General features: G+C 64.8%; 13 protein-coding genes and 1 pseudogene. 11 read left to right on the forward strand and 3 right to left on the reverse strand.

All coding sequences use genetic code 11. The annotated features are described in order from the left end of the window. Window positions 1-518 precede the first annotated feature (518 nt). The 3 genes and pseudogenes from K7711_RS36235 to paaI all read left to right on the forward strand — a co-directional run bounded on the left by K7711_RS36235 (window position 519) and on the right by paaI (window position 3,074). Window positions 519-1,487 carry a zinc-dependent alcohol dehydrogenase family protein gene (locus K7711_RS36235; RefSeq protein ID WP_222975451.1) on the forward strand — a complete coding sequence of 323 codons (969 nt, stop codon included), beginning with the start codon at window positions 519-521 and terminating at the stop codon, window positions 1,485-1,487. Window positions 1,488-1,545: 58 nt separating this feature from the next. After that, window positions 1,546-2,034: pseudogene (locus tag K7711_RS36240) on the forward strand (arsenate reductase ArsC); the annotation flags it as partial. Window positions 2,035-2,648: 614 nt separating this feature from the next. Further along, window positions 2,649-3,074, forward strand: coding sequence for a hydroxyphenylacetyl-CoA thioesterase PaaI (paaI, locus tag K7711_RS36245; RefSeq protein WP_235748301.1), 426 nt, complete (start codon window positions 2,649-2,651; stop codon window positions 3,072-3,074). 76 nt (window positions 3,075-3,150) lie between these two features. Here paaI and K7711_RS36250 read toward each other — a convergent pair whose 3' ends face one another. The 3 genes from K7711_RS36250 to K7711_RS36260 all read right to left on the reverse strand — a co-directional run bounded on the left by K7711_RS36250 (window position 3,151) and on the right by K7711_RS36260 (window position 6,256). Next, window positions 3,151-3,462, reverse strand: coding sequence for an EthD family reductase (locus K7711_RS36250; protein ID WP_222975453.1), 312 nt, complete (start codon window positions 3,460-3,462; stop codon window positions 3,151-3,153). Window positions 3,463-3,475: 13 nt separating this feature from the next. Next, window positions 3,476-5,524, reverse strand: coding sequence for a phenylacetic acid degradation bifunctional protein PaaZ (gene paaZ, locus K7711_RS36255; protein WP_222975455.1), 2,049 nt, complete (start codon window positions 5,522-5,524; stop codon window positions 3,476-3,478). Between the two features lie 108 nt (window positions 5,525-5,632). Next, window positions 5,633-6,256 (reverse strand): TetR/AcrR family transcriptional regulator, encoded by a 624-nt coding sequence (locus K7711_RS36260; protein ID WP_222975458.1) that lies wholly within the window; start codon window positions 6,254-6,256, stop codon window positions 5,633-5,635. Between the two features lie 127 nt (window positions 6,257-6,383). On the opposite strand from K7711_RS36260, the gene K7711_RS36265 reads away from it, so the two are divergent. From K7711_RS36265 to paaD, 8 genes are all read left to right on the forward strand, one after another. Further along, window positions 6,384-7,586: a thiolase family protein gene (locus tag K7711_RS36265; RefSeq protein WP_222975460.1), complete on the forward strand. Its 1,203-nt coding sequence runs from the start codon at window positions 6,384-6,386 to the stop codon at window positions 7,584-7,586. Further along, complete coding sequence (locus K7711_RS36270; protein ID WP_222975462.1) at window positions 7,586-8,323, forward strand: enoyl-CoA hydratase/isomerase family protein; 738 nt, start codon at window positions 7,586-7,588, stop codon at window positions 8,321-8,323. Before K7711_RS36265 ends, K7711_RS36270 begins: the two co-directional genes overlap by 1 nt. Further along, on the forward strand, window positions 8,320-9,174 hold the full coding sequence (locus K7711_RS36275; protein WP_222975463.1) for a 3-hydroxyacyl-CoA dehydrogenase family protein: 855 nt from the start codon (window positions 8,320-8,322) through the stop codon (window positions 9,172-9,174). Before K7711_RS36270 ends, K7711_RS36275 begins: the two co-directional genes overlap by 4 nt. A 31-nt stretch (window positions 9,175-9,205) precedes the next feature. Beyond that, on the forward strand, window positions 9,206-10,006 hold the full coding sequence (locus tag K7711_RS36280; protein ID WP_222975466.1) for an enoyl-CoA hydratase/isomerase family protein: 801 nt from the start codon (window positions 9,206-9,208) through the stop codon (window positions 10,004-10,006). A gap of 82 nt (window positions 10,007-10,088) precedes the next feature. Continuing rightward, window positions 10,089-11,072, forward strand: coding sequence for a 1,2-phenylacetyl-CoA epoxidase subunit PaaA (gene paaA, locus K7711_RS36285; RefSeq protein WP_222975468.1), 984 nt, complete (start codon window positions 10,089-10,091; stop codon window positions 11,070-11,072). Next, window positions 11,069-11,425, forward strand: coding sequence for a 1,2-phenylacetyl-CoA epoxidase subunit PaaB (gene paaB, locus K7711_RS36290; RefSeq protein WP_235748302.1), 357 nt, complete (start codon window positions 11,069-11,071; stop codon window positions 11,423-11,425). Before paaA ends, paaB begins: the two co-directional genes overlap by 4 nt. A gap of 24 nt (window positions 11,426-11,449) precedes the next feature. Beyond that, window positions 11,450-12,367, forward strand: coding sequence for a 1,2-phenylacetyl-CoA epoxidase subunit PaaC (gene paaC, locus K7711_RS36295; RefSeq protein WP_222975470.1), 918 nt, complete (start codon window positions 11,450-11,452; stop codon window positions 12,365-12,367). Window positions 12,368-12,372: 5 nt separating this feature from the next. Further along, complete coding sequence (paaD, locus tag K7711_RS36300) at window positions 12,373-12,894, forward strand: 1,2-phenylacetyl-CoA epoxidase subunit PaaD (RefSeq protein ID WP_222975472.1); 522 nt, start codon at window positions 12,373-12,375, stop codon at window positions 12,892-12,894.

Genomic DNA, 12,894 nt, shown 5'->3' on the forward strand with positions numbered 1-12,894 from the left:
CTCCTGTCGAATCGTCCACGACGACATCAAGGTCGTCTCGAACTGGCCGTCGGTTTTTATTGCAGCGGCGTGATTCTCGGCGATGCACACTCCTCGGTCAGCACCGACGGTCGACGCCGACCCGAACCCCACCCCACCAAGCCAAACGACGACCGCGCTAGAGCCATATGGCACATCCACGTTGCCGCGGCCACATCCGTCGTACTTCACCTCGCACGCCCACCCGGAATCCTCGCTGGGGCAGCAGTCCGGACGCCGCCACGCAACAGATTCTAGAGTGGGATCGCCTCCTATCTGGCCTTTTGCGCCGCTGCTCGCCGGTGGAGGCTGAGCACGAGCGCCAGGTTGACCAGGGATAGTGCCCGCGAGATCACCCCATGTTCGTGCGGTGGGTGGTGGATATACTTTCCGAGGAAGGTGAACGCGCCTGGTTTGACGCGTCCACCGGTGTTACTTCCTCCTAGCTCGGTAGGCAGCCACTCACACAGCGGCCCCACCTTCGATGGAGAGGAATTAATATGCGCGCCATCGAGATCGAACAGTTCGGCGACCCCGCGCAGGTGCTACGCGTTGTCGATATCGAGGAGCCGCCGCCACCGGGTCCGCATGAGGTTCTGTTGAGCGTTGAGCTCTCGCCGTTGAACAAGCACGACCTACTGGTTGTCACCGGCATGCTGGCGCGCCCGCCCCTGCCCCACATACCAGGCGCAGAGGGGGTCGCGCGCGTGCTTGCCATCGGCGCCGAGGTCGATGGACTTCAAGTCGGCGATCTGGTCGTGGTACCCCTGTATGCCGGTGCGTGGCGTGAGCGACTCGTCGTGCCCGCCGACGGCCTGTTCGCACTCCCCGCCGGCGGCGACATCGAGCAGTACTCGATGCTGGGCAGCAACCCCCCGGCGGCAGGGTTGATGCTCAGCGAATGCACCGCCCTGCAGCCCGGTGACTGGGTGGTTCAGAACGCCGCGAACTCCGGTGTGGGACGGTCATTGATCGCGTTGGGCAAACTTCGTGGGCTGAAGACGATCAACCTGGCCCGGAACGACTCAACATTCGCCGAGCTGACAGCAGCCGGGGCCGACGTGGTCCATGTCGACGACCCCGATGCCGTCGGCGATGTTCGAGCAGTGATCGGCGACGCGCGAGTGGCGCTGGCAGTGGAAGCCGTCGGTGGTCCAGGGGTGGCGCGGCTGCTCGAATTGCTGTCCGACGGCGGATGGTTGGTCAGCTATTCCTGGGCCAGGGACGAGCCCATGTGGGTCGATACCTCGACACTGGTCGGCAAGCACCTCACCGTCCGCGGATTCTTCGTCGGCGACTTCGACTACCGCGAGAAGGTGGTGCCTGTTATTCGTGAGGCGGCACCGCTGGTGGCCGACGGCGCCCTGGTTGTCCCCGTGGCGGGCGTGTACCCCCTCGACCACATCCAGGACGCGGTGCAACATCTCCTCCGTGGCGGCAAGATCCTGCTGAACGTGGCGGGCCGATGAAGGCGACGAGTACGCGACCTCGGCACGGTGCGTCGACAAGATGTTTACGTGACCAAACGACTTCCTGCCGCTGCTGGCCGCACGCTTCGTCCGCCAACGCCTGCACGCCCTGGCCAGAGTCGAAGACAAAACCCTCACCGGCACCCCGACCGTGCTGTTCCTGTGCACCCACAACGCCGGATGCTCCCAAATGGCCGCCGCTTACCTCACCCACCTCGTCGGCGACCGCGTCCAGGTACGCTCCGCCGGTTCCGACCCCGACGACCGGGTGAATCCCGTTGCGGTGCAAGCGATGGCCGAGGTCGGCATCGACATGTCCGCCGAGATTCCGAAGGTCCTCACCACCGAGGCCGTGCAGGAATCGGATGTGGTGATCACCATGGGCTGCGGCGACGTCTGCCATTACTTCCCCGGAAAAGAGTATCTGGACTGGAAACTCGACGACCCCGCCGGACGAGGCATCGACGCAGTCCGGCCGATCCGAGACCAGATCGAACACCGCATCCGCGACCTGCTCACCGAACTCGGCATACCGTCGGCAGCGTGATCACCACCCGGGTTCCGGGGCGCTCAGGATCTCGTGCTCTGACACAACCCAGCTCCGCTAACGCATTTACAGAAGGGGCTTCAATATGTCGCATCCGGTATCCCGATCAGCTGCCACCGATACGGTCGTGCGGATACGCTCCGCGAGCGCCGTCTCCGCGGCGATCAATTCCTGCTGGTGAGCCAGCCGCTGCCGCAGCTCTGGCGAGCTTGTCCAACCCCTCAGTGCGGCAGATTTGCCTGAACCCTGTGTTCGATGACATCTAATATACGGAATTGCTGGGGTGGTTTCAATGTTGGCGGCGGCGTGTTTCTGCCGTAATCGGCTGCGGCTGAGCATCTTTCATATTGACTGCGGCGATGGAGGAGTTTCTGGCTGTTGATCGTGGTACGGCTTCGGTGAGACCTTCTGGGTTGTTTGTCGGTGGATTGCGCCTCACTATGATGGCAGCGCCGGGCTGTGGAGTTGGGGGAAGTGATCGGGTACGGGTTGCGGGTCAAGATAAAATATTCTCCCCTGCTTAGGTTGAAATGATAATGGTTGACTGTCCACCTCTAGTTCGATCCAGTTCTCGACTGCTGTAATTCGTTTCGATAATTGATATGATTCAACCCATGGACTTGTCGCTTGCTGAACAGTCGATTGGCGTAGATTTTGCTCGGAAAATGTTTCAAGATGATCCCGCATCAGCTCGGCTCGGAATGCAGTTGGTGTGGAGCAGGGCGGGCGCGGCTTCGGTGTCGATGACGGTAACCGATGATATGGTTAACGGTCATGCCATCACGCATGGCGGGTTCGTTTTTGCGTTGGCCGATACAACGTTCGCGGTTGCATGCAACGGGTACGGACGGACTACTGTTGCTTCAGGTGCGTCTATCACATTCTTGGCGCCCACTCGGGTTGGTGATGAGCTGGTCGCCGAGGCTACCGAGCGGGCCAAGCGTGGGCGTAGCGGTATTTACGATGTCACTGTTCGATGTGGTGATACGGTGATCGCCGAGTTTCGTGGCAATAGCCGCGAGATCCAGCCTCGTGACTGATTCATGACTGCGTGTGGCCTCCTGAACCGACAGTGATCGGATTCAGGAGGCCACACCTTGCGGGCGAGACTGTTGGTCAGCCCAGGATTACTTCCTCTTCTTGTGTGAAGATGGTCGCGCCGCCGGTGGCGAAGTTGGCCACGTCTTTTCCGGCCTTGGCCATTTCCGGGGAAGTGAGTGCCTTCTGCAGATCAGCCTCGGTGTCGAAATACAGGTTGGCCACCATGTAATAGGGAGCGGGAGCTCCGCCAGGAGCTTCGCACTTTCCTGCGGTGAATCGAGCAAGGCCGGGGATGGTCAGCGCAATCGGGGTGTGTGTCTTCGAGTAGTACTCGTCGAACGCGGCTGGGTCGGTGGGCTCGCCATAACACACAGCGACTCGGTACATGATGGTACTCCTTCTAATTCGAGGCCGTAGCCTGCTTGGCAACGAGGGTCAGGACGTCGTAGGTGGCGGTCGGCTTGTCGTCCTGGTTGGTGACGACGGCATCCCATCGGACTTCGCCGTAGTCGGCGGACAGTCGCGGGGTGATCTGCTTGACCGTGAGGGTCACCGTCAGCGAATCCTCTGCCTTGACAGGGGTGAGGAACCGCAGGTTGTCGACACCGAAATTCGCCAGGACCGGACCCGGGTTGGGTTCGACGAAGAGTCCCGCTGCCAGCGAGACGACCAGATAGCCGTGGGCCACGATGCCGCCGAACAGCGGGTTGGCCGCCGCGGCCTCCGGGTCCGTGTGGGCATAGAAGGTGTCGCCGGTGAACTCGGCAAAGTGATCGATGTCGGCCCGGGTGACGACGCGCGGCCCGGCGACGATGGTGTCACCGATCTGCAGTTCCGCCAAGGACTTTCGGAACGGGTGGACCTCGGACTCGTTGCGTGACGCGCCTGCGGTCCACTGCCCGCCGATTCGGGTGATCATGTCCGGCGATGCCTGGACGGCTGTGCGCTGCATGTGGTGCAGCACGCTCCGGATGCCGCCGAGTTCCTCACCGCCGCCTGCGCGCCCGGGGCCGCCGTGTACGAGGGTGGGCAGCGGCGAGCCGTGGCCGGTGGATTCGGCGGCGCAATCACGATCGAGCACCAGGATGCGGCCGTGGTGCGGCGCGACGCCGAGCACGATGCGGCGAGCGACCTCCGAATCGTGTGTGACCAGGGAACCGACGAGGCTGCCGCGGCCCCGTGCGGCGAGATCGATGGCCTCGGAGAGGTCGCCGTAGGGGATGACGGTACTGACGGGGCCGAAGGCTTCGACCTCGTTCGGCGCCTCGGCGGTGTTATCCGCGGCGAACAGCAACACCGGCGGGAGGAACGCCCCCCGCGCCGGGTCCCCGCCCGCGACGGTGAAGTTGTCGGTGTCGCCGATGACGACTTCGGCCTCGTCGGTGAGGGCTTTGAGCGAGCGGAGCACCTCGTCGCGCTGAGCCAGGCTGGCCAGTGCGCCCATTCGCACGCTGCTGTCGGCTTCCGGGTTGCCCACCACGATCGAGGCGAGCCGCTCGGAGGCTGCCTCGACTACGTTGTGCGCGAGGTCAGCCGGGACCAGCGCCCGCCGGATCGCGGTGCACTTCTGGCCGGCCTTCACCGTCATCTCGGTCACCAACTGCTTGACGAAGAGATCGAATTCCGGTGTGTCCGGGGTGGCGTCGGGGCCGAGGATCGAGCAGTTGAGTGAATCGGCTTCGGCGTTGAACTGCACACCGCCCTCGACGACGTTCGGGTGCGAGCGCAGCCTGGACGCGGTCACCGCCGATCCGGTGAAGGCGACCAGGTCCCGGTAGTCGAGGGCGTCGAGCAGGCCCTTGGGGCTGGTGCACAGTAGTTGCACCGAGCCTTCGGGCAGCAGTCCGGAGTCGATGATGCGACGGAAGATGGCTTCGGTCAGGTACGCGGTCTGGTGAGCCGGTTTGACGATGGTCGGAACACCCGCCAGAAACGCCGGGGCGAGTTTCTCGAGCATGCCCCACACGGGGAAGTTGAACGCGTTGATCTGAACGGCGACACCGGGGCGCGAGGTGTAGATGTGCTGCCCGACGAAGGTTCCATTGCGGCCCAACCGTTCGGTCGGCCCATCGAGAATGATGGTGTCGTTGGGCAGTTCACGCGTGCCCTTGCTCGCGTAGCTGAGCAGGGTGCCGAAGCCGCCGTCGATGTCGACAGCCGAGTCGCGCTTGGTCGCGCCGGTCGCCGACGAGATCGGATAGAACTCGTCCTTGGCGCCCATGAGGAGCTTGCCGAGTTGCTTCAGCAGCGCCGCACGCTGGTGAAATGTGAGTTCCCGCAGGGCTGGACCGCCGACCGTACGAGCATGGGACACGACGGCTGCCACATCGGCGCCCTCCGTCGAGAACCGTCCTACTTCTTCGCCGGTGAAGGCATTGAGGAGTGGTGCGCCTTCGTCCTGCGGCGTTTCCCATCGCCCGTTCACATAGCTTGCCAACAACGCTGTCATCGCCCGTGCGCTCCCTTTTCCTACCGTCCATTCGTTCGGTAATCACTCTGAGGGGTGATGAGGGGTCGCGTCAAGACCTGCGAGAAGTTCGGCGGGTTCGGTCGGCTGTCAGGTGCGCTGGGGCGGAGTGGCGCGCAGGCCGTCGAAGGCCATCGCGACGATGTTGTCGGCGAGAGTGTCAGCACTGACCGTGCGAGTGGGGCGATACCACTCGATCAGTGAGTTGACCGTGCCGAAGATCAGCCTGGCGGTGAGGTCCGGGTCGAGGTCGGGGCGCATGCTGCCCTCGTTCGATGCTTCGCGGACCAGATCGCCGACGATGTGGTCGAGTTCGCGCCTGCGGGCAAGCGCGCGCCGCTCCACGGCGGTGTTGCCGCGGATGCGCAGCAGGACGGTCACATACGGCAATTGCTCGACGAGTACGTGCACGCTGCGTCGCACCAGATGCTCGAGCCGGTCGATGGCCGGGCCCTCGGTTGTTTCGGGTTCCTTGGTCACCTCGAACAGGGCGTCGAGCGCGCGGTCGATGCAGAGCCTGAGCAGTTCGGTCTTACCCGAGACGTGGTGGTAGATCGACGACTTGCTGATGCCGAGTCGCTGGGACAGGTGATCCATTGATGTGCCGTCGTATCCGCGCTGGTTGAAGACGGTCACCGCGACCGAGAGTAGTGATTCGAGATCGTATCCGGGGCGCCCCACCTGGCCGGTACGTCTGGACTTGGATGCAGCCATGCGCTCAATCATGACACCCGAACGTCCGGTTATCGACAGGTGTACACCAGGCGGGAGCTGAAAACTGGGGGTTGATTACCGACCGAATGATCGGTTATCAATAGTAGAGACAACCCGAAGGAGAATCGTGGCTGACGACGTGTACGTGGTAGATGGGGTGCGCACCCCCCAGGGCCGTTACGGAGGAGCCCTGGCCGCCGTGCGTCCCGATGATCTGGCCGCGCTCGCGGTCGCCGAGCTGGTCGAACGCAGCGGCGTCCCTGCGGATGCCATAGACGAGGTGATCTTGGGCGCAGCGAACCAGGCGGGGGAAGACAACCGCAACGTCGCGCGCATGGCGGTGCTACTGGCCGGGCTCCCCGAGACGGTGCCCGGCTACACGGTGAACCGGTTGTGCGCGAGCGGACTGACGGCGATCGCCTCGGCTGCGCACACCATCGGTTCCGGTATGGCGGATGTGATGGTGGCCGGCGGGGTCGAATCCATGACGCGTGCGCCGTGGGTCATGGCCAAGCCCGGAACGGCGTGGGCGCGCCCGGGTGAAGTGGCGGACACCTCCCTGGGGTGGCGGTTCAGCAATCCGCGTTTCACGCAGCAGGAGGCCGGCGGGGCCTCGCCCATCACGCTGCCGATGGGTGAGACCGCCGAGGAAGTCGCCGCTCTGGATGGCATCACCCGCGAGGAGTGCGACGAATTCGCGCTCCGCAGCCACACGCGTGCCATCGAGGCGCAGGACGCGGGCCGGTTCGAGAAGGAAATCGTGCCCGTGCCGGTGGGGGAGACCGTGGTCTCCGTCGACGAAGGCCCCAGGCGCCAAACGACATTGGAGAAGCTGGCCCGACTGCGCCCGGCTTTCCGTCCAGGCGGCATCGTCACCGCCGGATCGTCCTCTCCGCTCTCGGACGGCGCCGCTGCGGTGCTGCTGGCCAGCGGTGAGGCTGTGGAGCGGTACGGGCTCTCGGTGCGCGCCCGGTTCGTGGCCGCTGCCAGCGCAGGAGTGGCTCCACACCTGATGGGGCTGGGACCGGTGCCGGCCACGGAAAAAGTGCTGGCGCGATCGGGCTGGGGCATCGCGGATCTGGATGCGATCGAACTCAACGAAGCTTTCGCTGCACAGAGCCTGGCGGTGATCCGGCGACTCGGTCTGGATCCCGAGGTGGTCAATGCCGACGGCGGCGCGATCGCGCTCGGCCATCCGCTCGGATGTTCGGGCGCGCGGATCGTGGTCACGCTGCTCGGACGGCTCGCACGCGAAGGCGGATCCCGCGGGTTGGCAACCCTCTGCGTCGGTGTGGGCCAAGGCGTTTCGGTTCTGGTGGAGGCCGTGTAATGGACTACGACACCATCAACGTCGAACGAAGCGCGGACCGCGTTGTTGTCGAGCTCGATCGTCCGTACGCGCGCAACGCGATCAACGCGGCGATGGTCAACGAACTGCACACGGTGTGCGGCGAGCTCGAGCAGGAGCCCCGGTTCCTCGTGATCCATGGCGCCGGTGAGGATTTCGCGGCCGGCGCAGATATCGGCGAGTTGCGTGTGCGGGGCCGCGAAGAAGCGCTGACCGGAATCAATCGCGCCCTGTTCGACAGAATCAACCGCCTGAGCCTGCCGACAGTCGCCGCGATCGAAGGCAACGCTCTCGGCGGTGGCGCGGAGCTGGCGTACGCCTGCGATATCCGAATCGCCGGGCAGGGGGCCAGATTCGGCAATCCCGAGCCCGGGTTGGGGATTCTCGCCGCGGCGGGGGCCTGTTACCGGCTCAGCGAACTGGTCGGAAAATCCGTGGCGAAACAGGTCATCCTGGGCGGTGGGCTGCTCGATGCCGACGCCGCACATCGGCACGGCCTGGTTATGGATGTGGTCGAGCGGGGAACCGCGCTGACAGCGGCACGCGCGTTGGTCGATCGCATGTCCAAGGCATCGCCGTTGGCGCTGCGCCTGTCCAAGAGCGTGGTCGACGCGGCGGGGCCGCACCCACTGCTGGACGACGTCGCACAAGCGGTGCTCTTCGAGAGCTCGGATAAACGCGAGCGAATGGCGAACTTTCTGGAACGGAGACGGGCATGAATGTGCCGAAGGTAGTCGGCGTCGTCGGCGGTGGACGGATGGGCGCGGGAATCGCGCAGGTCTTCGCTGTGGCGGGCGCCTACGTGACGATCGCCGAGGCGGACGAATCCGCCGCGGCGGCAGCCTTGCAGCGGGTGGAACACGGACTGGCGCAGGCCGAGGCCAAGGGCAAGCTGGCCTGCCGACCGGAGGATGCGCTCGGCCGGGTCCAGACCGTGACCTCGGTGAGTGCTCTGCCGCCGGAGGCGAACCTGGTGGTCGAGGCCGTACCGGAAATCGTCGAGGCGAAGCTGGCTGTACTGACCGCGGTGGAAGCTGTGGTCGGCCCGGAAGCGGTGATCGCCAGCAACACCAGCTCGCTGTCCATCGGTGATCTCGGCAGCGCGCTGGAACAGCCCACCCGGTTCCTGGGCATGCACTTCTTCAACCCGGTGCCCGCCTCGACTCTGGTCGAGGTCGTACGCGCGCCGGACACGTCCGGATCGGTGATCAAGACTGTCCTGGGCTGGGTCGAGGCGCTGGGCAAGACCGATATCGTCGTGAAGGACTCCCCCGGATTCGCGACCAGTCGCTTGGGGGTTTCACTGGGACTCGAAGCCATCCGCATGCTCGAGGAAGGCGTCGCTGACGCCGAATCCATCGACCGCGCAATGGAACTCGGCTACCGGCACCCGATGGGACCGTTGCGGTCCACCGATCTGGTCGGCCTGGATGTGCGTCTGGCGATCGCCGAGTACCTGCACGCCACGCTGGGCGAGCGTTTTTGTCCGCCACAGCTGTTGCGAGACAAGGTTTCTCGCGGCGAACTCGGCAGGAAGTCCGGTCAGGGCTTCTACGACTGGCGTCAATAACCGGCAACTGTATCGGCTGAAGGGAACTCCCATGGACGAGAACTCGACCAACCTGGTCGTCTCGACGGTCGCCGATGGCGTGGCTGCGATCATCCTGAATCGCCCCGCGGCATCGAACGCCTTGGATCGAGCAATGAAGGCAGAACTGCTCGACGCGTTGCGCGCTGCGCGCGATGACCACCGCGTTCGCGCGGTCGCGATCACCGCGGCCGGCAAGAACTTCTGTGTCGGCCAGGATTTGGCTGAGCACGTGGAGGGGCTTCGGGCGGATCCTGCGCACGCCATGGATACCGTGCGTGAGCACTACAATCCGATCGTGACGGCGCTCGCCGAGATCGAGGTCCCGGTTGTCGTCGGAATCAACGGTGCCTGTGTGGGGGCCGGGCTCGGGCTGGCGCTGGCCGGCGATATTCGAATCGCAGGTCAGCGCAGCAAGTTCGGCACCGCATTCACCGGTATCGGGTTGGCGGCGGACTCGGGCCTCAGCGCGACGCTGACCGCACTTGTCGGCGCGAGCCGGGCGAAAGCCCTGTTCATGCTGGGCGAGACCTTCGACGCCGCACGGGCGCAGGAGTGGGGTGTGGTCCATCGCGTGGTGGACGACGCCGAGGTCGCCGACGAGGCCGGCAAACTCGCAGTTGCGCTGGCAGCGGGGCCGACTGCCGCGTTCAGGGAGGTCAAGGCCCTGATCGCCGCCAACCAAGGCGCCGAACTGGCTGACGTCCTGGAACGTGAGGCAGACGCGCAGGTCCGGCTGGGTGCCTCGGATGATCACCAGGCTGCCGTCGAAGCGTTCCTCAGCAAGCAACGACCGAAATTCGTCGGTCACTGAATCCGATTGATACTTGTGCTCTGAGCTGCTCTAAGGCACACTTTAATAACCGATCATTCGGTCGGTAAGTAGGAGGCTGGCAATGCCACGAACTCACCTTGCCGCGGTCGATGAGACCGCGGATCAGGCGGCGCTCGAACAGGGCTTCTCCGAGGTCATCGCAACCGGGCAGCGCATTGAGCCGCGGGACTGGATGCCGGAGGGGTATCGCAAAACGCTGGTCCGGCAGATCGCCCAGCATGCGCATTCGGAGATCATCGGAATGCAGCCCGAGGGCAACTGGCTGACTCGTGCACCGTCGCTGCGGCGCAAAGCAATCCTGATGGCGAAGGTGCAGGACGAGGCCGGTCACGGCCTGTATTTGTACTCGGCGGCCGAGACTCTGGGAGTCGACCGCGACGACCTGGTCGATCGGCTGATCTCGGGGCGGCAGAAGTACTCGTCGATCTTCAATTACCCGGCGTTGACCTTCGCGGACGTGGGTGTCATCGGGTGGCTGGTCGACGGTGCGGCGATCTGCAACCAGGTTCCGTTGTGCCGCAGTTCGTTCGGCCCTTATTCGCGCGCGATGATCCGCGTCTGCAAAGAGGAATCGTTCCATCAGCGGCAGGGCTACGAAATGCTGATGACGATGATGAAGGGCACCGATGCCCAGCGTGCGATGGTCCAAGAGGCTGTCGACCGGTGGTGGTGGCCCGCGCTGATGATGTTCGGTCCGCCCGATGACGACTCGCCCAACACCGAGCAATCGATGGCCTGGGGAATCAAACGGCACACCAACGACGAGCTCCGTCAGCGATTCGTCGACATGAGCGTGCCGCAGGCGCGCGAGCTCGATGTCACGCTGCCGGACCCGGAGCTGAAGTGGAACCAGGAGCGCCAGGCGCACGATTTCGGGACTCCGGACTGGAGCGAATTCACCGCGGTGGTTCGAGGCGATGGCCCGTGCAACGCGGAGCGTGTGGAGCGCCGGCGGGCGAGTCACGAACAGGGTGCATGGGTCCGCGAGGCCGCGTCGGCGTTTGCCAACAAGATCCACGAAGAAGCCGAGGAAGGGCACAAATGATCCCGGAATACGACACACCCTCGGTGCAGGAATCGCCTTCGGATCCCGCGCGGGACGAGGGGGAGGCCGTGGCTGTCGGATGGCCGTTGTACGAGGTATTCGTTCGCGGGAAGCGGGGGCTCAACCATGTGCACGTCGGTTCGCTGCACGCCGCCGACGACGAGATGGCTCTGCGCCATGCTCGCGATGTCTACACCCGCCGAAACGAAGGCGTGAGCATCTGGGTTGTCCGATCGACCGCCGTGGTGGCGTCGAGCCCGGAGGAAAAGGATCCGTACTTCTCGCCGAGCGGCGACAAGGTGTACCGGCATCCGACCTTCTACGACATCCCCGACACCGTGCCGCACATGTGACCGAAGCGATGGAGAACGACAACCATGACTGAGCACGATTCGGCCTATGCGGACCTGGTCGATCACAACGAACACGACCAGTGGGCGTTCGGAACCAGCTTCGACGATCCGCTCGCCGGTGTGGACACCACTCTGACCGACGGCGTCGACGGGGCCGACCTGGCCGCGTACTGCCTGATGCTCGGTGACGATGCCCTGATCAGCGCGCAGCGCCTCGCGGAGTGGAACACCATGGCACCCGAGCTCGAGGAGGAGGTGGCCCTGGCCAACATCGGCCTGGACCTGCTCGGTCAGGCGCGGTTGCTGCTCGCCCGTGCCGCAGCCGCGGATCCGAGCATTGTGCCGCAGCTTCCTGCCGATACCCCGGTGCCGGATGAGGATGCGTTGGCGTTCTTCCGCGACGAGCCCCGGTTCCGCAATGTGCGGTTGGTGGAGCTGGAGAACGGTGATTTCGCCTTCAGTATCGTCCGGCTGTTCGTCTTCTCGACCTACCGGCTGTCACTGCTGCAGTCTCTGCGGCAGTCGAAGGACTCGGTCCTGGCCGCCGTCGCGGCCAAGGGAGCCAAGGAAGTCACCTATCACCGCGACTACGCCGCACGCTGGCTGGTGACCCTGGCCGATGGCACCGACTACTCACGCAGCCGAATTCTAGACGCGGTGCAGCGGATCTGGCCCTACACGCACGAGTTGTTCCTGACCCATCCGGTCGAGGAACGCCTGGCCGCGACGGCGACGGCAGTGCCGTCGGAGGCGCTGCGCGAGGAGTTCGACTCGATTGTCGGCCTGGTGTTCCGATCGGCACATCTCGATGTGCCCGACGTGCAGCCTGCCGCCGGAGTAGGTGGCCGCGCCGGGCGGGAGGGAATCCACACCGAGGCAATGGGATACCTGCTAGCCGAGCTGCAGTCGGTGGCTCGCGCCCATCCGATGGGGCGGTGGTGAGCACGATGCCGACCTTCACAACGGCTGGAACCATGGCTGCGGCGCGGGCTGTCGCGGCCGCGGTGACGGATCCCGAGATGCCGATGCTGACGCTCGCCGACCTGGGAGTTCTGCGTGACGTCCGGCAGAACTCCGACGGCGGAATCACGGTCGACATCACCCCGACGTACTCGGGATGTCCGGCCATGGCCACGATGCGAGCGGACCTGCTCCGCCACCTGTCCCGCGCCGGGTTCGATGACGTCGACGTCCGGACGGTGCTGAGTCCGGCGTGGAGCTCGGACTGGATCAGCGCGGAAGGTCGGCGCAAGCTCGCCGCGGCCGGTATCAGCCCGCCACACCGGGCGGTCGCCGATTCCGACGGGCCGATTCCCATCAGCTTGATCCCGCGGACACAGGTGATCGCCTGTCCGCAGTGCGGGTCGACGAATACCGAGCGCACCTCCGAATTCGGTGCCACGGCATGTAAATCGCTGCATCGCTGTCTCGCATGCGCGGAGCCGTTCGACCACGTGAAGGAGATATGA

Origin of the sequence: Nocardia coffeae (assembly GCF_019890715.1) — a bacterium.
GTDB lineage: Bacteria > Actinomycetota > Actinomycetes > Mycobacteriales > Mycobacteriaceae > Nocardia > Nocardia jiangxiensis.

Excerpts from the sequence above, each read along its gene's own strand:
- K7711_RS36235 (WP_222975451.1), top strand. The coding sequence starts at position 519 with ATGCGCGCCATCGAGATCGAACAGTTCGGCGACCCCGCGCAGGTGCTA.
- paaI (WP_235748301.1), top strand. The coding sequence starts at position 2,649 with ATGGACTTGTCGCTTGCTGAACAGTCGATTGGCGTAGATTTTGCTCGG.
- K7711_RS36250 (WP_222975453.1), bottom strand. The coding sequence starts at position 3,462 with ATGTACCGAGTCGCTGTGTGTTATGGCGAGCCCACCGACCCAGCCGCG.
- paaZ (WP_222975455.1), bottom strand. The coding sequence starts at position 5,524 with ATGACAGCGTTGTTGGCAAGCTATGTGAACGGGCGATGGGAAACGCCG.
- K7711_RS36260 (WP_222975458.1), bottom strand. The coding sequence starts at position 6,256 with ATGGCTGCATCCAAGTCCAGACGTACCGGCCAGGTGGGGCGCCCCGGA.
- K7711_RS36270 (WP_222975462.1), top strand. The coding sequence starts at position 7,586 with ATGGACTACGACACCATCAACGTCGAACGAAGCGCGGACCGCGTTGTT.
- K7711_RS36275 (WP_222975463.1), top strand. The coding sequence starts at position 8,320 with ATGAATGTGCCGAAGGTAGTCGGCGTCGTCGGCGGTGGACGGATGGGC.
- K7711_RS36280 (WP_222975466.1), top strand. The coding sequence starts at position 9,206 with ATGGACGAGAACTCGACCAACCTGGTCGTCTCGACGGTCGCCGATGGC.
- paaA (WP_222975468.1), top strand. The coding sequence starts at position 10,089 with ATGCCACGAACTCACCTTGCCGCGGTCGATGAGACCGCGGATCAGGCG.
- paaB (WP_235748302.1), top strand. The coding sequence starts at position 11,069 with ATGATCCCGGAATACGACACACCCTCGGTGCAGGAATCGCCTTCGGAT.
- paaC (WP_222975470.1), top strand. The coding sequence starts at position 11,450 with ATGACTGAGCACGATTCGGCCTATGCGGACCTGGTCGATCACAACGAA.
- paaD (WP_222975472.1), top strand. The coding sequence starts at position 12,373 with ATGCCGACCTTCACAACGGCTGGAACCATGGCTGCGGCGCGGGCTGTC.